General features: G+C 39.2%; 23 protein-coding genes. 7 read left to right on the top strand and 16 right to left on the bottom strand.

All coding sequences use genetic code 11. From position 1 onward, the window contains the following. Positions 1–10 precede the first annotated feature (10 nt). From H0W62_00115 to H0W62_00080, 8 genes are all read right to left on the bottom strand, one after another. Positions 11–2,446, bottom strand: a complete 2,436-nt coding sequence (locus H0W62_00115) for an SLBB domain-containing protein (protein MBA3646953.1) — start codon at positions 2,444–2,446, stop codon at positions 11–13. 112 nt (positions 2,447–2,558) lie between these two features. After that, positions 2,559–3,542, bottom strand: a complete 984-nt coding sequence (locus H0W62_00110; protein MBA3646952.1) for an SDR family oxidoreductase — start codon at positions 3,540–3,542, stop codon at positions 2,559–2,561. Between the two features lie 329 nt (positions 3,543–3,871). Continuing rightward, on the bottom strand, positions 3,872–4,792 hold the full coding sequence (locus H0W62_00105) for a T9SS type A sorting domain-containing protein (protein ID MBA3646951.1): 921 nt from the start codon (positions 4,790–4,792) through the stop codon (positions 3,872–3,874). A gap of 523 nt (positions 4,793–5,315) precedes the next feature. Next, positions 5,316–6,203 carry a T9SS type A sorting domain-containing protein gene (locus H0W62_00100; GenBank protein MBA3646950.1) on the bottom strand — a complete coding sequence of 296 codons (888 nt, stop codon included), beginning with the start codon at positions 6,201–6,203 and terminating at the stop codon, positions 5,316–5,318. Between the two features lie 45 nt (positions 6,204–6,248). Continuing rightward, positions 6,249–7,319, bottom strand: a complete 1,071-nt coding sequence (gene rfbB / locus H0W62_00095) for a dTDP-glucose 4,6-dehydratase (GenBank protein ID MBA3646949.1) — start codon at positions 7,317–7,319, stop codon at positions 6,249–6,251. A gap of 53 nt (positions 7,320–7,372) precedes the next feature. After that, on the bottom strand, positions 7,373–8,662 hold the full coding sequence (locus H0W62_00090) for a nucleotide sugar dehydrogenase (GenBank protein ID MBA3646948.1): 1,290 nt from the start codon (positions 8,660–8,662) through the stop codon (positions 7,373–7,375). Positions 8,663–8,680: 18 nt separating this feature from the next. Beyond that, positions 8,681–9,259, bottom strand: coding sequence for an N-acetyltransferase (locus H0W62_00085; GenBank protein ID MBA3646947.1), 579 nt, complete (start codon positions 9,257–9,259; stop codon positions 8,681–8,683). Between the two features lie 82 nt (positions 9,260–9,341). Beyond that, on the bottom strand, positions 9,342–10,295 hold the full coding sequence (locus H0W62_00080; GenBank protein ID MBA3646946.1) for an SDR family oxidoreductase: 954 nt from the start codon (positions 10,293–10,295) through the stop codon (positions 9,342–9,344). 278 nt (positions 10,296–10,573) lie between these two features. Here H0W62_00080 and H0W62_00075 point away from each other — a divergent pair, with 278 nt between their 5' ends. Then, positions 10,574–12,301 carry a sulfatase-like hydrolase/transferase gene (locus H0W62_00075; GenBank protein MBA3646945.1) on the top strand — a complete coding sequence of 576 codons (1,728 nt, stop codon included), beginning with the start codon at positions 10,574–10,576 and terminating at the stop codon, positions 12,299–12,301. Between the two features lie 74 nt (positions 12,302–12,375). Here H0W62_00075 and H0W62_00070 read toward each other — a convergent pair whose 3' ends face one another. Further along, positions 12,376–13,734, bottom strand: a complete 1,359-nt coding sequence (locus H0W62_00070) for a UDP-glucose/GDP-mannose dehydrogenase family protein (GenBank protein MBA3646944.1) — start codon at positions 13,732–13,734, stop codon at positions 12,376–12,378. 58 nt (positions 13,735–13,792) lie between these two features. Further along, entirely contained in the window at positions 13,793–14,917 is a 1,125-nt protein-coding gene (locus tag H0W62_00065) for a DegT/DnrJ/EryC1/StrS family aminotransferase (protein MBA3646943.1), read from the bottom strand. 190 nt (positions 14,918–15,107) lie between these two features. Between H0W62_00065 and H0W62_00060 the strand changes: the two genes are divergently transcribed. Beyond that, positions 15,108–15,875 carry a hypothetical protein gene (locus H0W62_00060; GenBank protein ID MBA3646942.1) on the top strand — a complete coding sequence of 256 codons (768 nt, stop codon included), beginning with the start codon at positions 15,108–15,110 and terminating at the stop codon, positions 15,873–15,875. 66 nt (positions 15,876–15,941) lie between these two features. Beyond that, entirely contained in the window at positions 15,942–17,216 is a 1,275-nt protein-coding gene (locus tag H0W62_00055; GenBank protein ID MBA3646941.1) for a 3-deoxy-D-manno-octulosonic acid transferase, read from the top strand. On the opposite strand, the gene H0W62_00050 is transcribed toward H0W62_00055, so the two are convergent. Beyond that, positions 17,208–17,879 carry a hypothetical protein gene (locus tag H0W62_00050; GenBank protein MBA3646940.1) on the bottom strand — a complete coding sequence of 224 codons (672 nt, stop codon included), beginning with the start codon at positions 17,877–17,879 and terminating at the stop codon, positions 17,208–17,210. The two genes, H0W62_00055 and H0W62_00050, sit on opposite strands and share 9 nt — an antisense overlap. A gap of 68 nt (positions 17,880–17,947) precedes the next feature. On the opposite strand from H0W62_00050, the gene H0W62_00045 reads away from it, so the two are divergent. Together H0W62_00045 and H0W62_00040 are read left to right on the top strand one after the other, a co-directional pair. Continuing rightward, the gene (locus tag H0W62_00045) at positions 17,948–18,532 is read left to right on the top strand and encodes a thymidine kinase (protein ID MBA3646939.1); all 585 of its coding nucleotides are present in this window, start codon (positions 17,948–17,950) and stop codon (positions 18,530–18,532) included. Between the two features lie 174 nt (positions 18,533–18,706). Continuing rightward, positions 18,707–20,767 (top strand): OPT/YSL family transporter, encoded by a 2,061-nt coding sequence (locus tag H0W62_00040; GenBank protein ID MBA3646938.1) that lies wholly within the window; start codon positions 18,707–18,709, stop codon positions 20,765–20,767. Positions 20,768–20,925: 158 nt separating this feature from the next. On the opposite strand, the gene H0W62_00035 is transcribed toward H0W62_00040, so the two are convergent. The 4 genes from H0W62_00035 to H0W62_00020 all read right to left on the bottom strand — a co-directional run bounded on the left by H0W62_00035 (position 20,926) and on the right by H0W62_00020 (position 25,229). Further along, positions 20,926–22,812, bottom strand: coding sequence for an amidophosphoribosyltransferase (locus H0W62_00035; protein MBA3646937.1), 1,887 nt, complete (start codon positions 22,810–22,812; stop codon positions 20,926–20,928). A gap of 163 nt (positions 22,813–22,975) precedes the next feature. Next, positions 22,976–23,677 (bottom strand): ribonuclease III, encoded by a 702-nt coding sequence (gene rnc / locus H0W62_00030; protein ID MBA3646936.1) that lies wholly within the window; start codon positions 23,675–23,677, stop codon positions 22,976–22,978. A gap of 46 nt (positions 23,678–23,723) precedes the next feature. After that, positions 23,724–24,977, bottom strand: coding sequence for a beta-ketoacyl-ACP synthase II (gene fabF / locus H0W62_00025; protein MBA3646935.1), 1,254 nt, complete (start codon positions 24,975–24,977; stop codon positions 23,724–23,726). 12 nt (positions 24,978–24,989) lie between these two features. Next, positions 24,990–25,229, bottom strand: a complete 240-nt coding sequence (locus tag H0W62_00020) for an acyl carrier protein (GenBank protein ID MBA3646934.1) — start codon at positions 25,227–25,229, stop codon at positions 24,990–24,992. Between the two features lie 150 nt (positions 25,230–25,379). Here H0W62_00020 and H0W62_00015 point away from each other — a divergent pair, with 150 nt between their 5' ends. Together H0W62_00015 and H0W62_00010 are read left to right on the top strand one after the other, a co-directional pair. Next, the gene (locus H0W62_00015; GenBank protein ID MBA3646933.1) at positions 25,380–25,805 is read left to right on the top strand and encodes an IPExxxVDY family protein; all 426 of its coding nucleotides are present in this window, start codon (positions 25,380–25,382) and stop codon (positions 25,803–25,805) included. Positions 25,806–25,912: 107 nt separating this feature from the next. After that, the gene (locus tag H0W62_00010) at positions 25,913–26,149 is read left to right on the top strand and encodes a 4a-hydroxytetrahydrobiopterin dehydratase (GenBank protein ID MBA3646932.1); all 237 of its coding nucleotides are present in this window, start codon (positions 25,913–25,915) and stop codon (positions 26,147–26,149) included. A 9-nt stretch (positions 26,150–26,158) separates the two neighbouring features. On the opposite strand, the gene H0W62_00005 is transcribed toward H0W62_00010, so the two are convergent. Further along, the coding region (locus tag H0W62_00005) for a hypothetical protein (protein MBA3646931.1) at positions 26,159–26,311 on the bottom strand (153 nt) is incomplete at its 5' end.

Genomic DNA, 26,311 nt, shown 5'->3' with positions numbered 1-26,311 from the left:
ATTTTTGTGTTTAAAAATTAATTCGGGTTACCAGTACATATAAGGTTAAAAGCCCGGTTATCTTAACCATTGCACTTTCAATAATCTGATTTATATCAACAGGTGCAGCTGGTGGCTTGGGCGTATTGTCGTGCGGCTTTAATGGAACTACAACATAAGCGCCACTCTGTACTTTTGGATAAATGCGAATAAATGTCCACCGGTGCGGATCTTGCAGTGTCTGACCAGGCTGTATCACATAAGTGTGTGAGCGTTTCGCTTCTTTATTAAAGCCAAGCCCATATTTTTTTATATAGAACTTTGCACGCTTCCCGGCATGATACGGCGCATTGATTACGCCGCTGGAATCTCTGAAAGGATAATTTATCTGTCCTGAAATTGCCACCAGGTCACTGCTGGAAGGAACTTCTATTACATCACCCGGCCGGAGTATAAAGTTATACCTGCTATCAGGATCATGAATAGCCTTATCCAATTCCATAAAAACAATGCCTCTCTCATCTTCTACGCGTATCAGTGTTGCACGATTAGGCGATGCCCATTGTGTAAGTCCACCGGCACGCTGAATAAGATCCACCAGCTTCTCTTCCTTATCTGTCATAGAATACTGCCCGGGATACAATACTTCTCCTTTTATCATCACGATATTTTGAGAATCGATAGTAGCAACCGAACGAACAAAAACCATATCGAAAGGCTGCAGCGAATATCCTCTTCCAGCTGTGTCAATAGACAAATCACTGCCTACTATTACTGACCCAACTACGGCAGGTACCATAGCTCCATTTTCAACGGCCGTATATCGGGAAATTTCAATTTTTGCATTTGCTGCTTCGGCTTTTACCCCACCTGATTCCAGTATAAGGTCGTTTAAAGTCATTCCTTTCGCATATGCATATTTGCCGGGAAGATGAACCGCGCCGCTAATATTTACATTTAGTGAATCGTTAAAAGTATTCCTGTCAAAGAAATAAACTTCATCCAGGTTTTTGAGTGTAACATTATCTGCGGACTTTGAATTACTGACCACACTCGAAGGATTGAATGGAATATAGGTAGAAGTAAGATCATCATTTTTACGAATAATATAACCCCGGTCTGTTATAGCATCTTCTCTTAATCCATGCGATTTGTTTAAAACATCGGATATACGCATTCCCTGCGTAAAATTAAATTGCCCGGGCTGCATCACTGCTCCACTGATTTTTACAAATTGAAACAATTGAGAAGGTACCGTACTCACAAAAACCTCATCGCCGTTCAGCAATTCATATTTACCTTTTGATTTAGTCAGACTATCCAGATTTACATCAATAAGCTTTAGCTGGTTACCCATATACCTCCTTACCTGTATAGATGCACCATAGGCTTTAGCAGTGAGTCCACCCGCGTAATTGAGCAGATCGCTAAGATCTTCCCCCTCTATAAGCTCATAGCGGAAGGGACGTTTTACTTCACCACTGATGCTGATCAATTTTCCGACAGGAGGTACAAAAATGTAATCATTGTTTTGAAGAAAATAATCCGAATTAGCCCGGGGGTTCAGAAGAAAATCATAAACATCCAGCGTTCTCACTGTTTGGCCCTGGCGTTTCACATAAATTTTACGCAAAGAACCCAGATCAGTAGGCCCATTAGAAGCCAGCAGGGCATTAAAAACAGTGTTTGTTGCAGGAATAGAATAAGATCCGGGATTGAATACCTCACCCACGATATTAACTGTAATTACTCTTGAGTAAACAATGGTAACCTCGATCTGCGAATTCTTCATATCGAGGTAAGAAGCAAACCTGCTTCTTATCAGCTGCTTTGCTTTATCGAGCGTTAATCCTTTAACATAAATTTTGCCTACACCCTGGGGGAAAATAGACCCTCCTTCATCAACTGTATAAGAACCGCTAAAGCTGGAGTACCCCCAAACATTTATACTTATCTGGTCTCCCAAACCTATAATATAATTTCCCATAGCCTGCGCATCTGTAGATTTGGAAAACATAGTGATGGTCTTATTCCTGAAAAAGGCCATCCCAAAAATGTCAGACGTAGGAAGCCTTGCAGTATCAGAAATTAATCCGCTGGCAGTATCCGTTACCGAAGCAGGTGGCATTACATGCTGAACAGAAGATGGAGTAACTGTAGGCGTGGCTGTTGGCTGTGGCTGATTAGATAATCCGGTAGTGGTTTGTGTTGAAGCCGGCGTTGTGCCCGCAGGGGTTCCGGTACCATCTGTTTTAATTTGCTTTTTTGCATTTTGAGCATCGGTAGGATTGATACCCAGCAGCTGCATAGTTGCTATATTGGTAGAGATTCCCTGTTGAAAATATCCGGATGTAGAAGGTGCATTTGCAGGATCTTGTGACTGTTGTGTGAGTGTAGAAGGCTGTTGGGCAAAGGTGAAGCGACCAAATAAAATAAATAATAATAATAATCGCATAAACAATTTCATGGATGGTTTTTTAATAAGCACGCAAAAATAGGATTAGTTTTCTATTTTGATAAATATCGTTATCTTTTATAAGTATTCAAAAAGTATTCAAATCATTGACTGGAACTACATTTCAGAACTTCTGAATATGTTCTGTAAGCACACGCAAACCTGTATTTAAATTTACATCAGGTCGATATTTTAAATACTGTCGTGCTTTTGAAATATCAGCATACGAATGTAAAATATCTCCTTTTCGGGCAGATAAGAATCGGGGAGAAATGTTTTTTATTAACATATTTTTAAGAATATCAACCAACTCAAGCACAGAAAAAGGCTCCCCTGCTGCAATGTTGTACACCTGGTTTATTGCATATTTATCCTGGGTGAGTATTGCCTGAATATTTGCCTGTACTGCATTCTCTACAAAAGTAAAGTCACGGGTTTGAGTGCCATCGCCATAGATAACAGGAGAAACATCATTTAACAGGTCCCGAATAAAAGCCGGTATTACTGCTGCATATGGGCCATTGGGATCCTGCCTTGGGCCAAAAATATTAAAATACCGGAGGCCAATTATTTCCATGCTGTACAATGAAGAAAACAACATGGCATATTGTTCATTGGACAACTTCGTAACTGCATAGGGTGAAAGAGGATTGCCAATAATATCTTCTTTTTTAGGCAGAAAAGTATGATCACCATACACGGATGAGGAAGAAGCAAAGACGATTCTTCTTACACCCGATGCCTTTGCAGACCATAGAATATTTATGAACCCTGTTGCATTAATATTATGAGATTGAATGGGATCTTTTATTGATCGCTGCACCGAACCCAGCGCGGCCTCATGGAAAATAAAGTCTGTTCCTTCACAAGCTCTGAGGCAGGTTTCATAATCACGGATATCACCATTGAGAAATTCATAACCTGGCTGGCCGCTAAACAGCTCCACATTTTCTTTCTTGCCGGTAAGCAGATTATCCAGCACGCGAACCTTCTTCGCTTTATACTTTAATAAATACTCTACGAGATGCGAGCCAATAAAGCCGGCACCTCCGGTTACCAGAAATGATAATTCAGAAAGGGGTTTGGAGTGAAAGGGTATCTCGTACATGCCGCACGTCATTACGAAGCGCTGCGAAGATACTGCCTCAAACGCACGAAGCAATTTTTGTTATAGGTTAAATAAATCTCTGAATCACCAATGGCTATGTGCTTAATGCTGTAAATGCTTGAATAAATCCCAACGGAGCTAATCAAACAGGAGTAGTATAACTGTCCATACAAGGCACAGCACTATAATCAACTTGAACAAATTATAAAAGCTTGGTTGTTCCTACTGTGGGTATCGTATATCCGTTTGCAACGGTCTGTGCCGACAAAGGAGAGCAAACAATTATATAGATACACCTAAAAGAAGAGTTTTTTTCATAAATGTTTTGTTTATAGCTTAATAAATTTATTGAAATAACGGTGATGATTATCAAAAAACTGGATCATATAAATTCCAGAAGATAAGTAAGAGACATCAATCTCCAATTCTTTTTTATCTGCTATTAACGATTGAATTAATTTTCCGCTTGAATTATAAGTCTGCAGAAGACCTGAATTGGTCGCAGGGATGTTAAGGTGTAATAAACCAGTTGCAGGATTTGGATAAACAAAGATGGTGTCTTTATTTTGAATTACAGAAATGCCTAAAGGGATGTGCAGCTCCGAAAAAATAAGTGAAAAGTTCGTTGCTAAATAACTTTGAGGGCCGACGGTATCGCCAATAAAAGTAAAGCTATCAGTAAAAAACCCATTTGGACAACAACCTATAGGATCTTCAGGAACAAAAATTAAAGGATAACTCGTAGGGCAGTTATTATAATCAGGATCAAAATCACCACATTCAACGTCAATTTGAAACAACGGATAAGGTAATCGATCTGTTACTGGAATAGTTAATAATATAGAATCATAAAAAAGGTTCTTATCCCACTTAATTTTAAAAGGCAGCTTGGCTTTATTGGCATAAATATTTCCAGAAGGTAATTCATTTTTTACTCCTACCTTTATTGCAATATCTTGGTTTGGATTGCTTAAATCTGACATCGATACAAAAAAAGATAAAGTGTCTTCTTCCAAGAATCTTTCACCGAATACTGTATCTTCGCTAATTCCAAAATTATCCGCAGTAGGATCATAGCAATAGTAAATTGTATCCTTTGCTCCGCTACCATCTTCAAACCACAAAGGGAAAACCCATGCTGGCTGTACTTGTGCCCCTGGCACGGTGTAAACCTGGGCTAATAAAATTTTGCTAAGGAAAATAAGCGGAAAGAGGAGAAATATTTTCTTCATCCTTGAAATTTCTTTCAAGCTACAGATTTAACTGATTTATATAATTGTTTTGTGCATTGAATCAGTTAAATTTCCATCTTAATTGTTAGTTGTTAGCCATCTGCTGTAAGTGCTACTCTTCCCCTGCGGCTTCACTCCGGAGCGCCTTTGGGCAATAGTGGAGGAAGCTGCAGAAAAAAGATAGGGAGTAAAATTGCATAATCACAGTACCACCTTATTTTAAGGAAAAAATTGACAACACGAACTACATGTTCCGAAAGCCATCATGTCTATTTTATCACGTTCACCTGTCTGCAATGGCTCCTTTTATTTGAAATAACGGCACTGTATGATTTCATATATTCTTAGGCAAGATTCTATGAGGCACAGCAACCTTTCTGTTGTGATTACACATTTACAAAGACTTAGTATGAGTACCTTGAATGCCGCAGCTTCCCCTTCAATCACGAATTGCTCTGCTTGGAGTGAAGCTGCGGGGAGCAAAAGAAATAACGGCTAACAATAGTGAGATGGAGAGGTTAAGTAGTTTTTTCATTGGAAGTTAGTTTGGCTTCAAAAGTTTGAAGGAAAGATTTTTCCCAGTTGCATGATTAATACTTTGTAGCAGATATAAGCCAGCATTCCAATCATCAACATAAATGAAAGTTTTTGTTACAGGAGAAATGATTCCCTTTAGAATAGTTTCTCCGGACGCATTCATGATTAAATAAGAGTAAGAGTTTGACTTTTGATTATCAATAATAACCATTCTTGAAATAATATTTGGGTATATCTGTAAACCTTCGATTACTTTAGAGTTGCTTATCCCGGTACCCGTATTCAATGGCCTTCCCTGCCAAGCTGCAAGAGTAAAGTTCATAATAGAAAAGCCACCCCCAAGTATAATGCTATCTGTGGCGTAACAATCAAAACTTGTTATTGTAGAATCAGTCATTAATATTGGACTGAGACAATTTGGTTCAGGATCTAATGAAGCGGTAGGTAAATCAAAGAAAAAATGTCCCTCAGCTCGTGGAGCCGGAGATTGATCCGGATAGGGAAGAGAATCGCTGTAGAAAAGTGTTCTATCCCATTTAATCTTTAGTGGCAAGTATGCTTTCCATACACAAATATCTTTAGCTAAATCTGCACTATCAATCTTGACTTTTAGTACACTGAAATCTATAGAAAAACTGCAATCAAAATAGACATTAAACTTACTTGTATCCATAATATGTCTTATTTCTCCCATCAAAGTATCGAGCGGTGGTCCGGTGCTTGCCGTTGGATCATAACAGAAATACAATGTATCCTTTGCTCCACTTCCATCTTCAAACCACAAAGGAAAAACCCAGGCAGGTTGCACCTGCGCAAAGGGCACAGTGTAAATCTGCCCTAAAGATTTTTCAATCGAAAAAAATAAAGCTAAAAATATTGTGAATCGCCGCATATAAATTAGATCAGGTGTAATGCAATGGACAATCCAAGTCCGCAATTACCGCTGGTGATACTGTTGCTGATAATACTTCTGGTATTCTCCTGTGGTTACGTGGTTAAGCCATAATTCATTTTCCAGATACCAGTCTACGGTTTTCCGCAAGCCTTCCTCGAATGTAACCGATGGTTTCCATCCAAGATCTTCCGAAATTTTTGTTGCATCGATAGCATATCTCAAATCATGACCTGCGCGATCCTTTACAAATGTTATCAGCTTTTCACTGGTACCTTCGGGTTGACCAAGCTTTTCATCCATAATCCTGCAAAGCAGGAGAACAAGGTCAATATTTTTCCATTCATTAAAGCCGCCGATATTATAATTACTGCCTGTAGCTGCTTTGTGGAATACAAGGTCAATTGCTTCAGCATGATCTTCAACAAAAAGCCAGTCACGAATATTTTCTCCATTTGCATAAACAGGTACCGGCCTATTATTCCTGATATTATTAATGGCAAGCGGTATCAGCTTCTCAGGAAACTGAAAAGGACCATAGTTATTTGAGCAGTTGGTAATAATAATGGGTAAACCATAAGTATGCATGTAAGCACGAACCAGGTGGTCGGCACTGGCTTTTGAAGCTGAATAGGGGGAACGGGGATCATATTTGGTTTCCTCATTAAAATATCCTTCTCCAGGTAAGGAACCAAAAACCTCATCTGTAGAAACGTGGTGAAATCTTGGATTCTGAACTGATGATTGAGGATTAAGCCAGATCGATTTGGCGGCATTCAGCAGGTTTACCGTGCCCACAATATTGGTCGCTATAAAATCCATTGGTGAAAAGATAGAACGATCTACATGACTTTCTGCAGCCAGGTGAATTACACTATCAAACCGGAACTCTTCAAATAATTTACGAACAAAACTTTCATCCACAATATCACCCCTGATAAAATGATAATTGGATGTATCTTCTAAATCACACAGGTTTTCAAGATTTCCCGCGTAGGTTAATTTATCAAGATTGAAAACCTGGTAATCGGGATAATTCCTTAAAAATAGCCTGACTACATGGGAACCGATGAAGCCTGCCCCGCCGGTAATTAAAATTTTTCTTCGCTCTTCCACTTTTATTGAATTTATTGATAACTGATTATGTGTTTGAATTTCCGAATTTAATACTAAAGAGACCAGTATATCAGGGTTTCAATTTTTTTCCTCAAAATACCTTTCACATCTATAACGATGGCGTTAGGTGTAGTGATAGAAAGAAAGTACGCCTCATTAAATTCGCGGTATTCTCGATGGCTTACTGCAACAATCACAGCATCATAGTTATTCGCAATTTCTGAAACAAGAGAAAAGCCATATTCGTGAAGCACTTCGGCTGAAGAAGCATAAGGATCAGTAACTTCCACATTCACGCTAAACTGCTTTAATTCATTTACCAGATCAACGACTTTCGAATTTCGGATATCGGTAACATTTTCTTTGAAAGTAGCTCCCATCACCAGCACCTTCGATTTCCCGGGATCTTTGCCAGCCTGTGTAAGCAGCTGTACGGTACGGCGGGCAATGTAAGGACCCATATCATCATTAATCCTTCGTCCGCTGGTGATCACTTCCGGTTCATATCCCAGCGCCTGGGCCTTGTAAGTAAGATAATAGGGATCTACGCTAATGCAATGCCCGCCAACAAGACCCGGATTAAATTTTAGAAAATTCCATTTGGTGGCTGCTGCTTCCAATACATCATAGGTATTAATCCCAAGCCTTTGAAAAATTCTTGACAATTCGTTCATCAGTGCAATGTTAACATCACGCTGTGTGTTTTCAATGATCTTTGCAGCTTCTGCTACTTTAATTGAGACAGCTTTATAGATGCCAGCCTTTACTACAATGCTGTAAACTTTGGCAATCTCATCCAAAGATTCAAGGTCGCATGCGGATACTACCTTTAAGATGTTGGTAATGGTGTGATCCTTATCACCCGGATTAATGCGTTCAGGGGAGTAACCCAGCTTGAAGTCGCGATTCAATTTCAGGCCGGATCTCTCTTCGAGAATGGGAAGACAGTCTTCTTCCGTACAGCCGGGATAAGTGGTAGACTCATATACTATATAGTCGCCCTTTTTAAGTATGCTTCCAATAGACTGTGAAGAGTTAATAAGGGGTTTTAAATCCGGAACATTATGGTCATCTACCGGTGTAGGAACAGCGACTATGAAAAATTTTGCCTGGCGCAGTATTTCTTTATCAGTTGTGAATTCAATATCACATCCAAGAAAATCTTCCTTTTTTAATTCACTGCTGGGATCAATGCTTTTACGCATCATCTCCACCCGCTTTTCATTTATATCAAAGCCAATTACTGAAATTCTTTTTGCGAATTCAAGCGCAATAGGTAGTCCCACATAACCGAGCCCGATTACTGCCAGCTTAAAATCCTTGTTAATCAACTCCTGATACAAGTCTTTCTATATTACCAGTTATAATTTTTTTACTTCTTCATTTATGAGCAAATATGTTTGCCCACTTTCAGGACAGGCGGCTCTGTTATTTTCATCGAATTTCAGGCCGTGTCCATACTCACTCATCCAACCGGTTCGCCTGCCCGGGTTGCCAGTAATTAATGCATAGGATTTCACATTTTTTGTTACTACAGCACCTGCCCCGATAAATGCAAAATCTTCAATAGTAATACCACAGATGATAGTGGCATTCGCGCCAATGCTTACCCCTCTTTTAACCACTGTCTTTTTATATTCATCTTTCCTTGCAATAGCGCTTCTGGGATTAATTACATTCGTAAAAACCATAGAAGGTCCCAGGAAGACATCATCCTCACAAATAACTCCTGTATAAATGGAAACGTTATTCTGAACCTTTACATTATTTCCTAATATAACCCCGGGACTTATAACTACATTTTGTCCAATGTTGCAGTTACTTCCAATAATACAACCTGGCATAATATGACTAAAATGCCAGATTTTAGTATTGCTGCCTATATTACAACCTTCATCAATTATCGCCGTGGGATGTGCAAAGTATGGCTTACTATTCATAAAGCGAGCGCAAACTTAACAGATTCATATAGAACGCGGAAATAACGGGCTGTAATATCCTGCACAGAAGCTGAATAGGACTCTAATCCATTTTACCTAAGGTTTTTTTGAAGTATTCGTAGGTAATTTGCAATCCTTCCCTGCGATTTATTTTAGGCTCCCAGCCGAGCAACTGTTTCGCTTTGGAAATATCAGGCTTCCGTTGCTTAGGGTCATCTTTCGGTAAAGCCTCATAAACCACTTTTTGCTTCGTATTAGTAAGTTTTATAATCTCCTCTGCAAATTGACTGATTGAGATTTCCTCAGGATTTCCCAGGTTAACCGGTTGGGTATAATCACTGAAAAGCAGCCTGTATATTCCTTCCACCAAATCGTTTACATAACAAAACGAACGTGTTTGTGAGCCATCACCATAGATAGTTAAATCCTGGCCGGTAATTGCCTGGTAGAAAAAGTTAGGAAGTACACGCCCGTCATTTAACCGCATTCTTGGGCCATAAGTATTAAAAATTCTCACAATGCGTGTATCTACACCATGCGCATTATGGTACGCCATAGTTATGGCTTCCTGGAATCTTTTTGCCTCATCATATACTCCTCGTGGCCCTATGGGATTCACATTTCCCCAATACTCTTCCGTTTGAGGATGTACAAGCGGATCGCCATAAACCTCTGAAGTGGAAGCAACCAATATCCGGGCTTTTTTAGCAAGCGCAAGGCCAAGGCAGTTATGCGTGCCAAGGGATCCTACCTTTAAAGTTTGTATCGGCCATTTCAAATAATCTACAGGGCTTGCGGGAGAGGCAAAATGTAAAATATAATGTAAGTCCCCCGGGACATGCACAAATTTAGAGACATCATGATGATAAAACTGAAAGTTTGGCAGCGGAAAAAGATTTTCAATATTCTTTAATTCGCCGGTAATCAGGTTATCCATACCAATAACACTAAAGCCTTCCTGTACAAACCTTTCACTTAAATGTGAGCCAATAAAGCCGGCAGCGCCAGTAATAAGAATGCGTTTTTGTCCAGACATAAATTTAAATTCGCGCCAAGGTAATAAAATGACATCAGGCATTTCCAAGATCAAATAAATAGTTCTGGCGTCTTTTATATGCTGAAATGGTCAACTTAAATCATATTGTAAATCAACCATTGTATAACTTTTATGTTAGCAACCTATGAGCCTTAAACTCATTTGTTCTGAGGCTTAAGCAGCACTTACATTCTTTCGTTCTATATTAACGTTTTAGATCGGTCATTTTTGGCTTCATTTTCGCGCGGCAAACAATTTTTCATTTAAAACACCAGCAAATGCAAAAAAAAATTTACCTAAGCTTTATCAGCCTGACACTATTTTACGCAGTTAGAGCGCAGCAAATGAAATATCAAGCCCTTCCGCGGCCTAACATTTTAATAATAGTAATAGATGATGCATCCCCAACGCTTTCCCCGCCTGATGTGCCATCTTATGTTAAGCTTCCGGCCTTTGACTCCATACGGATTAATGGAGTTACGATTCATTCTGCTTTTTGTGTCTATCCGTTATGCAATCCGGCACGCTCCAGCTACCTTACATCTCTCTATCCGCACAGCAACGGCGCTATTGATAATTCACACAAACTAAATCCTAAATACCGGTTATTTACACAGGCGCTTGATGATGCGGGTTATCACGTACAGGTATGCGGAAAACTAACTAATACGATGTATCAGTATCAGCCCTGGGCTGAAAATAAGCGATGGATGTGCCTACAAAGGATTGACTACACCAACCCCACGATGTTTTTCAGTAATGGAACCAGTAAAGTGATCACTGGAAATACTATTACCATTATAGGCGATACGACCAATAATTGGCTATCCACCATTGATACTCCTTTTTGTTTCTGGGAAGGAGTAATCGTTCCTCATTCTCCAACCGAACCTTTGCCCTCCACTAAAAAAAAGTATAATGATAAATACATTCCTTTAGAAAATTATACGTCATTCACGAATGATTATCCATCGTTTACATATGCTGATCCTGCTAAATATTATACACTGAACGATTCAAATAAGGTGCAGAAAAAAAGAGAACACAATTTAGAATGCTTTGTAGATATTGATGCATCCTTTACAAAACAGTTTAACACGCTTAAATCGCGCGGGCTTCTCGATAATACCTTTATTATTATTATTGACGATAATGGTTACCTAAACGGTGAACATCTTTTACTTGGTAAAGAAAAACCTTACAAGGAAGCTTTAAATACGCCATGCTACATACAGTATAAGCCGTGGTTTGCTCCCGGCTCTGAAAATGACTCTACCATGTTTACCAGTATAGATGTGGGGCCGACCATTTTGGATGTAGCCCGTGTACATGATGCAGAATTTACAGCGCAGCAAACAGGAAATTCCCTACGTACCCTTATTCAGCAGGGAAAAAAAGATTCTATGTTTTATTATGAGGATATCCGAAGCGCACAGATTAGTAATTCTGGTTCTGAATCCCCGTCCTTCCGGGGAGTACGTTCTTTCTCCTATAATTACGTTAAATACAATTGTACTACGCTTACAGAACAGCTTTTTGACCTGCAAAACGACCCGGATGAAAATACCAATGTTATAAATAAGCCCTCGTATGCATTGGTAGTGAACCGCTACCGGTTTCTTTTTGATAGCCTTGCAAATGCAACCCATGATACCTTATCATCAGATAATCTTTTTCTTCCTTGTAAATTAATTTCTGATGTTCCTCCTGTTCGCAATAGTCCGGAAGTGGTTAACTCCTCTGACACATTTCAATTTAAAATAACTCCAAATCCGGCAGATGCATATGCTTTGCTTAAAGTAGGAGTTCTCAATCCTTTAAAAAACTACATAAATATCGAGGTCACAAACAACCTCGGCTTAATTATTTACTCCAGAAAAATAAAATTTACAGGGATACTGGAGACCCTGCTGGATGTTAAAAATTACGCTAATGGCTTATATGTGGTAACAGTGACAATAGATAAAGAAACCAGGGCTAAATCATTTTTGATAGATCACGATTGATCACCAATTTGGGAATACATTTGGGATGTTTTGAAAAATGTAAACCTCAGGCAATTGAGATTCACTAAGTCGTTTCAGACCTGTTGCCTGGCCGCCTGTTCATGACCGGATTTAGTCTTTTCAGGAATGATGGTATTACGGCCGATACTATTATAATAAAAGCCGTAATCAGTAATCTGATCTAAATTGTAAAGGTTACGACCGTCAAAAATCACTTTATCAGCCATAAGTGATGCAATCTTTTCAAAATCCGGCGTACGAAAAACACTCCATTCTGTAAGTATTAATAAAGCATTTGAATCTTTTAGTGGAGAATAAATGTCCGTACAATATTCTACTTGATCACCCATCTCCTTTCGAAGATTATTACATGCTTCGGGATCGTATACGGAAATTATGCATCCGCGCTTTATGAGTTCCCTAAGTATATAAAGAGACGGGGCTTCCCTGATATCATCTGTATTCGGTTTAAAAGAAATTCCCCATACTGCAATCCTTTTTCCTTTTATTTCTTTGCCAAAAAAATCCTCCATTTTCTTAACCAAAATTACCCGCTGCTTTTCATTTACACTCATTACAGAATTTAATATTTTCATCTCATAACCCATATTTTTGCCTGTTTTAGCCAAGGCTTTAACATCTTTAGGAAAGCAGCTTCCGCCATACCCTATTCCGGGAAATAAAAACCTTTTTCCAATTCGTGCATCACTACCAACACCTTTTCTTACCATATCTACATCGGCACCAAGCAATTCACAAAGGTTGGCTATTTCATTCATGAAGGAGATGCGGGCTGCTAAGTAAGAGTTCGCTGCATATTTAGTCATTTCCGCGGAGCGCTCATCCATAAAAAGGATGGGATTACCTTGCCTTACAAAAGGTTCATACAGCAGTTCCATAAGTTTCCTGGCTCTTTCAGAAGAAGTGCCTACTACTACCCGGTCGGGTTTCATGAAATCCTCCACTGCAATTCCTTCCCTGAGAAATTCGGGATTAGAAACAATATCGAAATCAGCCTGCGCGAATTGCCCAACCATATCACTCACTTTTTCTGCTGTGCCCACAGGTACAGTACTTTTATCGACAATTACTTTATATTCTGTAATAAGCTTCCCGATATCCTGAGCAGCCTTAAGGATGTAGCTAAGGTCAGCGCTTCCGTCTTCTCCTTCAGGCGTTGGTAATGCCAAAAATATCACCTTTGCACTTTCTACCGCTTCAGATAATTCCGTTGTAAATTGAAGGCGACCCTGCTTCAGATTTCTTTCGAACAAAATATCGAGATCAGGTTCGAAAATGGTCATTTTGCCTTTCCTCAGTGCATTAATTTTTGATTCGTCAATGTCTACGCAGATCACGTCGTTACCCATTTCCGCAAAGCAAGTACCTGTGACGAGGCCAACATATCCGGTTCCGATGACAGAAATATTCATTTATAAATATTTTTAGGGATATAAGTAATGAATATTAAAATTCTATAGCTATTCATTATTATTGAAAAAATTCCAACACACCATTTGTAATGTACTCTAATTGCTCTTCATCCAATTCTGTATGCATAGGAAGTGAGATCACTCTTTCACTGAGCCAATAGGTATTTTTGAGGTCACCAACTATCCTTCCTTTTCCTTCGAATGCTTTCTGTTGGTGACAGGCAACCGGATAATAGATCATTGCCGGAATTTGTTTTTCCTGTAAGTGCTTTATCAATTTATCGCGATCTGTTTCTACTATTAAAGTGTATTGATGAAACACATGGTAAGCATATGGTGCCCTGTAGGGCACTCTAATGGAATTATGGTTAGCAAAAGCCTGGTCATAAAAGCTGGCAGCCTTTCTTCTTGCAAGAATATATTCATCCAAATGAGGGAGCTTTACCTGCAGCACCGCAGCCTGAATGGTATCTAATCGTGAATTTATACCTATAACTTCATGATAATACCGGTCTTTCTGACCATGATTTGCAATCATTCTCAATTTTTCTGCTAACAGATCATCATTTGTAATGAGTGCGCCGCCATCGCCATAACATCCTAAATTTTTTGAGGGGAAAAAAGAAGTACTGCCTATTTCGGCAATAGTGCCTGTTTTTTTTCTTGTGCCGTCCGGGAAAATATAATCTCCTCCAATACCCTGAGCGTTATCTTCTATAATTGGAATTGAATACTTCTTTCCCAGCGAAAGCAATGGCTGCATATCAGCCGATTGGCCATACAAATGGACTGGAATAATTGCTTTTGTTTTAGATGAAATGGCCTTTTCAACCTCATTGGCCTCAATCGTGAACGTTTCCCGATTTACATCAATAAAAACAGGCGTTAATTTTAAAAGGGCTATTACCTCTACAGTAGCAAAATAGGTAAAAGACGGGCAAATTACTTCGTCACCGGAATGCAGATCCAATGCCATCATGGCCACTTGCAGGGCATCAGTACCATTAGCGCAGGGTATAACATGTTTTACACCAAGATAACCGGCCAGATCCTTTGAAAATGCTTGAACTGCTTTACCATTAATAAACCCTGCAGAATCAATTACCTCCCGGATAGATCGGTCCATCTCCTCTTTAATGTTCCGGTATTGAACCTTAAGGTCAACCATTTCAATGTTACGCATAGATCTTCCAGGAAGCCGCAAATATAGGGATTGACCAGAAATGTGAAGCAGGAAATTAAAGTGACCACCATTCTATGCCGGTCTAATAACAATAATATAAGTACGTATTAATTGAAATTAAAGTGGAGAAGCCCCTGGCTATATCATCAATCAGTCAAATTGAAAATCTAAATGCTCTACTTTTGCCGCCATGCAATTACTGGCTAAATTGTATTTCTTATCAGTAATTTTATTTATTGGCTTTCATACCAATGCGCAGGTTACATCCAATTTTATAGATACAACTTTAAACGCCAAGTTGCTTTACCTGGGTTATGCTTTGCAGCTCCCCGCTGGTGATATGAGTGATCGCTTCGGGGCAAATAACAATATCGGCGCTGGAATTAATTTTAAACTGGGTAATAACTGGTTGCTGGGTGCGGAATTCAACTTTATTTTTGGAGGAAGGGTTAAAGAGGATTCTATTCTGAATAAATTACTAACCTCTACAGGGGGAATTGTTGGAACAAATGGGAACTATGAAACTATTTTTCTTTCCGAGCGTGGTTATTCTTTAATGGGAAAATTTGGGAAGATTGTGCCTGTATTTCACTCAAACCCTAACAGTGGAATATCGTTAATGATAGGTGCAGGTTTTCTTCAGCATAAAATTAAATTTGAGGATCCGAATCACCAGGTACCTGAAGTAGATGACGACTATGCTAAAGGTTACGATCGGCTAACTAATGGTTTTGCAATATCACAATCACTTGGTTACATACATTTAGATAAAAGGAAGCTGGTTAATTTTTCTATAAGCGCGGAAGCTCTGGAAGGATTTACCCAAAATCGTCGCGATTGGAATTTTGACCAGATGCAAAAAGATAATTCAAAGAGGTTGGATGTGTTGATCGGGCTTAAGCTCGCCTGGCTTATACCTTTTTACGGAAAAAATGAAGAGCGTATTTACACGTATTAAATTTTTACTGCTTCATTAACAAATTACTTAAGGTTACTACAATATTATCGGAGCGTTAAGAATATAATGAATTTACTGGCATTGCGCGCTTACAGCTTGGGAATTTTTTTTTATTCAGGGGGAATCCTTATTGCTTCTTCATGGAATAAAAAAGCGAAACAATGGGTACAAGGCAGAAAAAATCAAGGCAAAATAATTACCAGCCTCTTAAATAAAGATGAAAACCGGGTATGGTTTCATTGTGCATCGGCAGGTGAATTTGAGCAGGGCCGGCCGGTAATAGAGGCATATAGAAAGCAATTTCCTTTACACAAGATTATTCTCACCTTCTTTTCTCCTTCGGGATACGAACTGTTTAAAAATTATAAAGGTGCCGATTATATTTTTTACCTGCCCGTTGATACTCCGCAACGTGCAAAACAGTTTGTATTGCTGCTGCAGCCGCAGCTTGCACTGTTTATAAAATATGAATACTGGTTTAATATTCTCTATCAATTGAGTGCTCAAAAAATTCCGCTTTTGCTGGTATCAGGAGTTTTCAGGAAAGAGCATTTTTTTTTCAAATGGTATGGGAGACCTTTTAGAGAGATTTTATCCTGTTTTAATAAAATATTTGTGCAGGATGAAAATTCATTTTTACTGTTAAATGAGTTTGGAATAGCCAACGCGGAGATCTCGGGTGACACCCGGCTGGATAGGGTGTGGAAGATTGCCGAAAGCCCGGTTCGAATTCCAATGATTGAAAAATTTAAAGGTCACGAAAAAGTATTTGTTGCCGGCAGCACATGGGAGGAGGATGAAACGATACTATTTCCTCTTATTGGCAATGATGAATTCTGGAAATGGATAATAGCGCCTCACGAAATTAATTACCATCATCTGCGTGAACTGAAAAACAGATGGGGAGAAAAAGTCATTTTCTTTTCAGAGGCAACCGATGAAAATATTAATCACAAGGATTTTCTCATAGTTGACAAGATCGGTCTTCTTTCTTCTGTCTATCAGTATGCCAATCTAGCTTACGTAGGCGGAGGATTTGGAAAAGGAATCCATAATATTTTAGAAGCTGCCGTTTATGGTATTCCTGTTTTGTTCGGACCTCAATACCATAAATTTACCGAGGCAAAAGAATTACTACTGCAAGGTGAAGTGCGATCTGTACAAAATGACATGGAAATGAACAATGCATTCACTTATTATAAACAGGAAAAAAATGCAATTAAAGCTATTTCCAATAAAAATTATATAGCTGCAAACAAGGGGGCAACTACTAAAATTATGAACTATATCAGTCAGTTAGAGACCTATAAAAAATACAAAGCGCAAATACCCCTAATTTAAATACCTTCTTAAAATCAAATGGAAAAAATCTGCCACCAGGGGATCAGAGGCATTCCACTCCAGCTTATTCATAAGCTTTGTCTGAACATAAAGAATTGCCTCTTCATAATTTCTGGAAGAATTCAGCTTTGAGATAACCTCTTCATAATATTTTTCATCGCCGTTAAAAAGGGAATTAATAAAAGTAAACCGCTTATTCAACCCTATATATCCTTTTAAATCTTTTATCGGGGTTTGCTTCAGACGATCGGCTAATTCACCATTTTGCTTTTTATATTTTTCATTTAAAGTGCCTCTATCATTCTTTTCCGCATACACTTCAGCAATAGATTTCTTCTGAAAAGCCTCTTCCGGATATGGAGGAAGCTTATTGAATGAAATTTCCTGCTTTCCATTTAAAAAATCTTCCCGTTTATCTTTTATTCCGTTAGATTTCGTCCTATTAATATCAATTTTCATCTCCTCCTTTTGTATAGGTTCAAAATTATTTTGCAAAGGTTGGTTCACCGTTTGAATAGTAAGAACCAACTCATACAACTCCCTGGTATAACCGGCAATAAGGTCTTTATCTATAGATGTAAACTGCCCATTATTTTTTCGGATAGAATCTAATAAATTATTAATTTTTGCAGTAAGCAAACTGATACGGTTGAACTCATTCATCTTCCTTCATTTTCACATTCGAAAATACAACAGTAACGCCAGTACAGAATATTTTATTTTCACCTCTTATGTTTATTGAACCTTATCGAAAAGAATATAAAACTGGTTGGATAGAAGTGATTTGCGGCTGTATGTTTTCAGGTAAAACAGAAGAGCTTATCCGCCGTTTGAAGCGCGCAAAAATTGCCAATCAAAAAGTGGAAATTTTTAAGCCATTTACTGATACGAGGTACCATGAAACCAATGTGGTATCTCATGATGAAAATTATATTCTTTCAACACCGGTATCTCATTCTGAGCAACTATTACTATTAGCGGATGAGATAGAAGTGATTGGAATTGATGAAGCACAATTTTTTGATCTTGAATTGCCCAGGGTGTGTGATGTTTTTGCCAGCCGTGGCATCCGGGTAATTGTTGCAGGGCTCGATATGGATTTCACAGGAAAACCTTTCGGACCGATGCCCTATCTTCTGGCGAGGGCGGAATATGCAACTAAAGTGCATGCAATATGTATGATTTGTGGAAATTTAGCTTCCTATTCTTTTCGTAAATCAACGCAAAAGTTACAGGTGCTTCTTGGTGAGAAAGAGATGTACGAACCAAGATGCAGGAAATGTTTTCTTGAAGGAAATAAAAAGGCTGAGACATAATCCGAATATGGAAAACAGTTTTTAGGATAGATGGATGGAATAAGTATCTTGTACATAAATTTTTTATTACAGATAGTACTATAACCTAAGCAGTTTTTTATCAAACCTAGTCACATTCAGAGTTGCAGCACAGTTTCAAAGAACCCTTCCAGGCAAAAACAATAATCTCCAATTATGGCAGATAACCTATCTTCTTTTAAACCTTACATTTCGCCTGTTGAAAAAGTAAAAGAATTTACCGTAAAATCCATTGTAGCCGGCGGATTATTCGGAATCTTGTTTGGTGCGGCCTCGGTGTACCTTGCACTTCGCGCCGGACTTACAGTCTCTGCTTCTATTCCGGTTGCAGTGCTGGCTATTTCCTTAGGAAGAAAATTTCTTAAAACAACTATACTTGAAAATAACATTATTCAAACTACAGCCTCGGCCGGCGAATCCATTGCCTCAGGAGTTGTATTTACACTCCCAGGATTTTTATTCCTTTCGCTGAATGATAATGGAGAAAGTGTAGGAGCACCCTATTTTAATTATCTCACCATTTTTACTCTTGCCGTTTTAGGGGGATTACTTGGAACGCTGATGATGATTCCTTTACGCCGCTCACTAATTGTGAAAGAGCACGGCAACCTTCCTTATCCTGAAGGAACCGCTTGTGCATCTGTATTAATTGCCGGTGAAAAAGGAGGAGATTTTGCAAAAACAGCGTATCAGGGTTTAGGCTTTGCAATATTATATGCGCTGTTTCAGCGGGTTTTCCATGTAATAGCGGAGGCCCCCACGTTCGTGACAAAACAGACGAACCGATTTTTTCCCTCCGCCACCGTTAATGGAGAAATTACTCCAGAGTACATGGGTGTAGGCTATATTATTGGTTTCCGCATTGCGGGAATATTAGTTGCTGGTGGTGTTCTTGCCTGGCTTGGATTAATTCCATTGCTTGCATCGCTGGTGCCAACGGATATGATTGCACTGCAACTGGTGAAGCTTGGCTATCTGAAAGATATTGCTACTGCAGGCGGTCCTGGTAACTGGAATCCTAATTCGCATTCTTTTGCTGCAACAAATGACGCTGTCTATCGCGCTTATATCAGGCAAATTGGTGCAGGAGCAGTGGCCGCCGGTGGTTTTATGACGCTGATGAAAAGCATTCCTACTATTGTTTCTTCCTTCCGCGATAGTTTAAGTTCTATTAAAGATAAAAGCGCAGGTGTTGAAAGAGTAAGAACAGAAAATGACCTTTCTGTGAATACGGTAATATTCGGATCACTTGCTCTGGTAGTCTTAATGGCACTAATGCCGCAAATACCCGGCGATTCTATTGGGTCTAAATTTTTGATTGGTATTTTAGTGGTTGTCTTCGGATTTTTCTTTGTTACTGTTTCATCCCGTATTGTAGGCATTATAGGATCCAGCTCTAATCCTATATCTGGAATGACTATCGCCACCCTGATGGCAACCTCACTGGTATTTATTGGCATTGGCCTTACGGGCCATGCTTATGAGCCTATGGTTTTGGTAGTAGGAAGCATGATTTGCATTGCTGCGGCAAACGGAGGTGCCACTTCACAGGATCTGAAAACCGGTTTTATAGTTGGCGCTACACCGCGCCTGCAGCAATTGAGTTTATTCATTGGCGCTGTAGTTTCTTCTGTAGTGATTGGAATTACCATCAAGCTGCTCGATATCCCCACGCCGGATATGGCTGCTGCAGGCATTACTCATGCTATTGGAAGTGATAAATTTCCTGCTCCACAAGGAACCCTGATGGCGACCCTCATTAAAGGATTGCTTTCCTTCAACCTTGACTGGCAATTTGTGTTAGTTGGAGTTTTTCTGGCGATCACCATGGAGCTGTGCGGTGTAAATGCATTAAACTTTGCAGTTGGCGCCTATCTGCCACTGTCTACTACGCTCCCTATTTTTGCCGGTGGTGCAGTTAAGAAGATAGTGGACATGAGGTCGAAACGCCGCGGAGAAAATACGGAAGACGGAGAACTTGGAAGAGGCAGCTTATTCGCTACGGGATTGGTTGCAGGCGGAGCCTTAGCGGGTGTAATCGTTGCACTGCTCTCCATTAATGAATCAATTTTTCATGGTTTGGAAAAGATAAGTGCCGGGCCTGTATTATCCCAAATGCTGGGTGATGGCGGTTACCAGGTACTTGGTGCACTCATATTTGTATTTATGGGTATCATATTATATCGGGTAGCAGTAAAAAAACATGTAATGAGATAAAAATATCTGATCCTTATTATTGACTACACGAATATCTAGTTATAAGCCAGGTTCGCACTTTTTCTTTAATTGGTGATTGGATCTGCTCAGATCTTTCGTGAGGGAAACTCAACTGGGCAATCTTGCAGACATATATAAATTAGCACGGAATCCTAACATCAGGAATAGGCCCTTACGTCTTTGCCTTCCATATAATTAATAAAGGCACGGTTCACCACTTTATTTCCCCCGGTTGTAGGATAATTTCCGGAGAAATACCAGTCTCCTGTATGATTTGGGCAGGCAATATGGAGATTAGCTATGGTTTGAAAAATTACCTGGACTTCAGCATTCACACATTCATCTTTCACCAGCAATGCTAACTCATTGGAAATTTCCTCTTCAGTAAATAAATCATATAGTCTTTTAACCTCATTTACTATTTGATTTTCGGGCAAGGTCATTTGAAATTTACATTTCTCATAGACCTCATCTAAAATGTTTTCTTTACCTTTTTTATTCAGCAATGAAACCAGCGCACGAAATGCAATAAAGTCCTTCATCTTGCTCATATCGATACCATAGCAATCGGGATAGCGGATCTGCGGGGCCGATGAGACAATGATAATTTTTCTGGGACCAAGCCTGTCGAGCATCTTTATTATACTGCGCTTCAATGTAGTTCCCCGAACGATAGAATCATCGATGACTACAATAGTGTCTTCGCCAGCCTTAATGCTGCCGTAGGTAATGTCGTACACATGCTCTACTAATTCATTCCGCTGGGAATCCTGGGTGATAAAGGTTCGCATTTTAACATCCTTAATAGCAATTTTTTCCACACGCGGCCTTAAATCAAGGACTTCTTTTAATTGAATTTCACTCAGGTGATTATTTTGAATACGATTGAATTTGTATTGCCTCAGATGATCTTCAATGCCCTTTACCATTCCGTAGAATGCCACCTCCGCAGTATTGGGTATAAAAGAAAACACTGTATGATTGAAATCGAAATCAATGGCATTTAATATTGAGGGAGCAAGCAGGCAGCCTAGTTTTTTTCTCTCTTCATAGATATCCTTATCGCTTCCTCTTGAAAAATAAATACGCTCAAAGCTGCAGGAGTGCTTTTCTTTTGCTTCTGCAATTTGATATTCTCCTACTTCTCCCTCACTGTTCGCTATTACAGCATTGCCTGGTTTCAGTTCCCTTACTTCTGAAATAGATAGATTGAAAGCCGTTTGAATGGCAGGCCGTTCACTAGCAACTACTAAAATTTCACTGCTGTGGTAATAAAATGCCGGGCGAATTCCATTAGGATCCCGAACCGCAAAGGCAAACCCGGCTCCCGATAATCCGGCAAGCAGGTAACCACCATCGAATTCCTTAACTGCATTGGCCAAAACATTTTGAAAATTGATCTCTTTACGAACTGGAATATTTACTTCCAATGGCTGTCCATTCTCTTTTTGTCTTCTGTCTATAATATTCTTAATTTCTTCGTCCAGGTAAAATGTTACACGGTCGAGCACCACCGCCGTATCCGGCCTTGCAGCTCTGGCCTCTGCATTCCATCCCAACTCTTCAATGTTGGTGAGGTTAAAGTTTCCCGCCATAATAAGGCTGCGGGTAGATGACTGATGGTTGTTTATGAATGGGTGACATGCATCTATTTCATTTCGTCCATATGTGCCATAACGAAGGTGGCCCAGCAGCATCTCGGCCACAAAGCTTACATTCTTTTTAAGCCATTCCGTATCTTCCATTAATGCAGGATTAATTTTGGTAAGCTTATCTATCCTGCTAAAAATTTTTTGGAATATTTCACCAATTGCATGAGGGGAATTGGAGCGATAGCGGCTCATGAAGCGCTGCCCGGTATTCATATTAAGCTTGATTGCCCCTACCCCTGCACCATCCTGCCCGCGGTTATGCTGCTTTTCCATCAGCAGGTACAGTTTATTCAACCCATAAAGGGGCGTACCATATTTCTCGCGATAATAGCTGAGGGGTTTTAACAAGCGAATAAGAGCAATGCCGCATTCATGCTTAACAGGGTCGCTCATTCAAATGGTATTTCGATATGCAAATCTAAAACAATTAATACGAGCAAAGTAGCATCAATCGGCATGCATCATTAAGACAAGAAATTTTAGACCTCCTTAAATTAATGATATAGAAAAAAGCAATTAAAGGAAAGCCTGATTAATAATTGAAGAATATTTTAGCCTATAGGTTAATATTAAGCTTTTGAAAAGCCTCTTTAGCAGCAATTTTTTCAGCATTTTTTTTGTTGGTGTCTTCTCCTAACCCTAACTCAATACCATCAATCAAGGCTGCCATTTTGTAGAAAGTCCGATGATGATGTTTAAAATGGCTTTTCATTGAAAATGATAAAGACTTACCGCTTTTTTGAGCCCATTCCAGCAATTTACTTTTATAGTTGAATTCCGAAATTTCAATTTCAGGAATATCTAAAAAGGGTTTCACGATTTTCTTTAAGATAAATCTATCAGCTTTTTTAAATCCTTTGTCTATGTATATGGCACCAATCAAGGCTTCAAGCGCATTTCCTGCAAGAGATTTCTTATTTAATAAGGGGTCTGAACTGTTAAACGTAACGAACTGGTCAATACCAATTTTAAAGGCAATAACATTTAACTGACTTCTGCTCACCATTTTGGAGCGGATATCCGTCAGATAACCTTCGTTTTTATATGGAAATTTTTTAAAAAGATAAGTTGCAATTACTGCACTCAGGATGGCATCACCCAAAAATTCAAGACGCTCATTACTTTCAAATTCCTCCTGTGCCAAAGAACTGTGACAGAACGCATGATGATATAATCGGATATTAGATGGTAGAAAACCGGTTAAGTGTTTCAGCCTTTTATAAAAAGCAGCATCTTTTGAAAAAACACGGCGTATCAAATCGTATTACTTTACTTATTGGGGCTTACAATTACAGGGCAATTACCTATCCCTCGAACTTTTTAAAAATAATAGTCGCATTGTGTCCGCCGAAACCGAAGGTATTACTCATTGCAATGCGGACCTCTCTTTCTTTAACTATATTTAAAGTGAGGTCAAGGTTTGGATCTATGTTCGGATCACAGGTAACATGGTTAATAGTAGGGGGAATAAAGCCTTCGGTGATGGATGCGATGCAAGCGATTGCCTCCGCTGCTCCGGCAGCTCCAAGCATATGGCCCGTCATAGACTTGGTGGAGCTAATGCTCATTTTATAGGCATGATTACCAAATACATTTACGATTGCTTTAAGTTCCGCTATATCGCCAAGCGGTGTGGATGTACCATGAGTATTGATGTAATCGATATCCTCAGGTTTCATACCTGCATCCTCAAGAGCTGCCTTTAAGACAAGGATAACGCCAATGCCATCGGGATGGGGTGCAGAGATATGATAGGCATCACCCGACATTCCGCCGCCTGCTACTTCGCAATAAATCTTAGCGCCGCGTGCAACGGCATGCTCATATTCCTCTAAGAAAATGGCACCTGCTCCCTCACCCATAACAAATCCATCACGGTCTTTATCGTAGGGACGGGAAGCATGCTCCGGATCATCATTTCTTTCAGATAATGCCTTCATGGATGAAAAACCTCCTACAGCCGGAATACAAAAAGGAAATTCAGAACCACCGGTAAGAATAATATCAGATTTTCCCAAACGGATATAATTGAACGCATCTATCACAGAACTGGTGGAAGAGGCACAGGCAGCAACTGTAGTATAATTTGGACCCATAAATCCATACTTAATAGAGAGATGACCGGCAGCCAGATCAGGTATAATAAGGGGAATAAGAAAAGGACTGAAGCGCGGAGTTCCATCTCCTTTACAATATTCCATCATTGCTTTAGCATATGAATCAATACCACCAACTCCAGTAGCCCAGATAACTCCTATGCGTGATTTGTCTTCAGTTTGCAGATTCAGGCCACTGTCTTTTACTGCTTCATCGGCGGCTACCAACGCATACTGTGAGTAAGGATCAAGCTTCCGAACTTCTTTCCTGTCAATAAAATCAAGGATATTGAAATTTTTAAGCTGGCAGGCAATTTTAGTTTTAAATTTTGTAGTATCAAAATAGGTAAGCAAGCCGCCTCCGCTAACACCCTTCCTCAGGTTGCTCCAATATTCCGGAACCGTATTACCCAAAGGAGTGAGTGCACCCAAACCGGTGACTACAACCCTTTTTAAATTCATGTGCAGAGAAAATTATGACTTTGCGTATTGTTCAATATACGCAATAGCCTGGCCAACGGAAGTAATTGTTTCCGCTTGCTCGTCAGGAATAGAAATATTAAATTCTTTTTCGAATTCCATGATCAGCTCAACCGTGTCGAGAGAATCAGCACCAAGATCATTAGTGAAAGTTGCCTCGGGAGTTACTTCACTTTCATCAACACCCAATTTATCAATGATGATCTTTTTCACTCTTGCTGCGATGTCTGACATAAAAAGTATTGGTTTTGTAATTGAGAAATTTTTGGCAAAGTAAGTGATTTGAAATTTGCTATGCAATCTTTTACAGATTTATTTTCCGGATATGAAATTAATGCAGCATATTATTTTTATCACCATTTTTGACACAATTATATTCGGTTTTTGACAAAAAAAAGAATCTCATTTTTCGAGGAAACTTTTACCGGACTTTTGATAGCCTTGGCCTGCCAGCTTAAAGATTATCAATTGTGCTGGCATTTAAATAAGGCTTTTGATTTCAGACTTCTAAAGAAAGATGATTTGGAGATAGTACATAAGAGAAAGAGTAAAACGTCTTTTTTCAGCTATTACCGCTACGAAAACGAAATCGATAAATGGATTATTCATGTAATTTCAAATAAACATGCCGGAGATTTTTTTACATCTGAAATAAAACATGCTGACTATCTTTTTTTTATAACAGGGGAAGTTGATTCAGAGCAGGCAAAGGACTTTATCTTGAAACTTAAAACCATTCCTTCCATACAATTGATTTCTGAAATAGATTTAAATAAACTTAAGTCAAAAGCTAATTTTATTTTCGATTAACCAAAAAACTTAACCCCGCATTGTATAGTTTAGATGAATTAGCCTGAATACATGATGAAGATTTCCTTAAAGCAGATAAATTACCTTGCACAAATTAAATATACTATATGTGGACTGAAAAGGATGACCAGCTTCAAAGAGTTTTTGAGTTCCGGAATTTTATAGAAGCTTTTAGCTTTATGACCAGGGTTGCACTTATTGCAGAAAAAATGGATCATCACCCTTCCTGGAAAAATGTCTATAATAAAGTGGAAATATCTTTATCTACTCACGACGCAGGAGATAAGGTTACAAATAAGGATCGGGAACTTGCGCGTGAGATTGACAAGATGTTTGAGGCATAGTGCCAATCGTTAATTATTTTCCTGTCTATGTTCTTCTCTTCGGAGAAGCCCCAGTTCTCCATTTTCCTCTACCCTTGTTAATTTTAGTTCCCGGGGCCGGGTGAGTATAAGTGGAATCTTTTCTATGGTTACTGCACTGGTATCCAGGCCAAATTCTGTTCC

It is taken from the genome of Chitinophagales bacterium (assembly GCA_013816805.1).
GTDB lineage: Bacteria > Bacteroidota > Bacteroidia > Chitinophagales > UBA10324 > MGR-bin340.
Note: the sequence above shows the minus strand (reverse complement) of the source record. Positions and strands in the feature narration are given on the sequence as shown.

Excerpts from the sequence above, each read along its gene's own strand:
- H0W62_00115 (MBA3646953.1), bottom strand. The coding sequence starts at position 2,446 with ATGAAATTGTTTATGCGATTATTATTATTATTTATTTTATTTGGTCGC.
- H0W62_00110 (MBA3646952.1), bottom strand. The coding sequence starts at position 3,542 with ATGTACGAGATACCCTTTCACTCCAAACCCCTTTCTGAATTATCATTT.
- H0W62_00100 (MBA3646950.1), bottom strand. The coding sequence starts at position 6,203 with ATGCGGCGATTCACAATATTTTTAGCTTTATTTTTTTCGATTGAAAAA.
- H0W62_00085 (MBA3646947.1), bottom strand. The coding sequence starts at position 9,259 with ATGAATAGTAAGCCATACTTTGCACATCCCACGGCGATAATTGATGAA.
- H0W62_00080 (MBA3646946.1), bottom strand. The coding sequence starts at position 10,295 with ATGTCTGGACAAAAACGCATTCTTATTACTGGCGCTGCCGGCTTTATT.
- H0W62_00075 (MBA3646945.1), top strand. The coding sequence starts at position 10,574 with ATGCAAAAAAAAATTTACCTAAGCTTTATCAGCCTGACACTATTTTAC.
- H0W62_00070 (MBA3646944.1), bottom strand. The coding sequence starts at position 13,734 with ATGAATATTTCTGTCATCGGAACCGGATATGTTGGCCTCGTCACAGGT.
- H0W62_00065 (MBA3646943.1), bottom strand. The coding sequence starts at position 14,917 with ATGCGTAACATTGAAATGGTTGACCTTAAGGTTCAATACCGGAACATT.
- H0W62_00060 (MBA3646942.1), top strand. The coding sequence starts at position 15,108 with ATGCAATTACTGGCTAAATTGTATTTCTTATCAGTAATTTTATTTATT.
- H0W62_00055 (MBA3646941.1), top strand. The coding sequence starts at position 15,942 with ATGAATTTACTGGCATTGCGCGCTTACAGCTTGGGAATTTTTTTTTAT.
- H0W62_00050 (MBA3646940.1), bottom strand. The coding sequence starts at position 17,879 with ATGAATGAGTTCAACCGTATCAGTTTGCTTACTGCAAAAATTAATAAT.
- H0W62_00045 (MBA3646939.1), top strand. The coding sequence starts at position 17,948 with ATGTTTATTGAACCTTATCGAAAAGAATATAAAACTGGTTGGATAGAA.
- H0W62_00040 (MBA3646938.1), top strand. The coding sequence starts at position 18,707 with ATGGCAGATAACCTATCTTCTTTTAAACCTTACATTTCGCCTGTTGAA.
- H0W62_00035 (MBA3646937.1), bottom strand. The coding sequence starts at position 22,812 with ATGAGCGACCCTGTTAAGCATGAATGCGGCATTGCTCTTATTCGCTTG.
- fabF (MBA3646935.1), bottom strand. The coding sequence starts at position 24,977 with ATGAATTTAAAAAGGGTTGTAGTCACCGGTTTGGGTGCACTCACTCCT.
- H0W62_00020 (MBA3646934.1), bottom strand. The coding sequence starts at position 25,229 with ATGTCAGACATCGCAGCAAGAGTGAAAAAGATCATCATTGATAAATTG.
- H0W62_00010 (MBA3646932.1), top strand. The coding sequence starts at position 25,913 with ATGTGGACTGAAAAGGATGACCAGCTTCAAAGAGTTTTTGAGTTCCGG.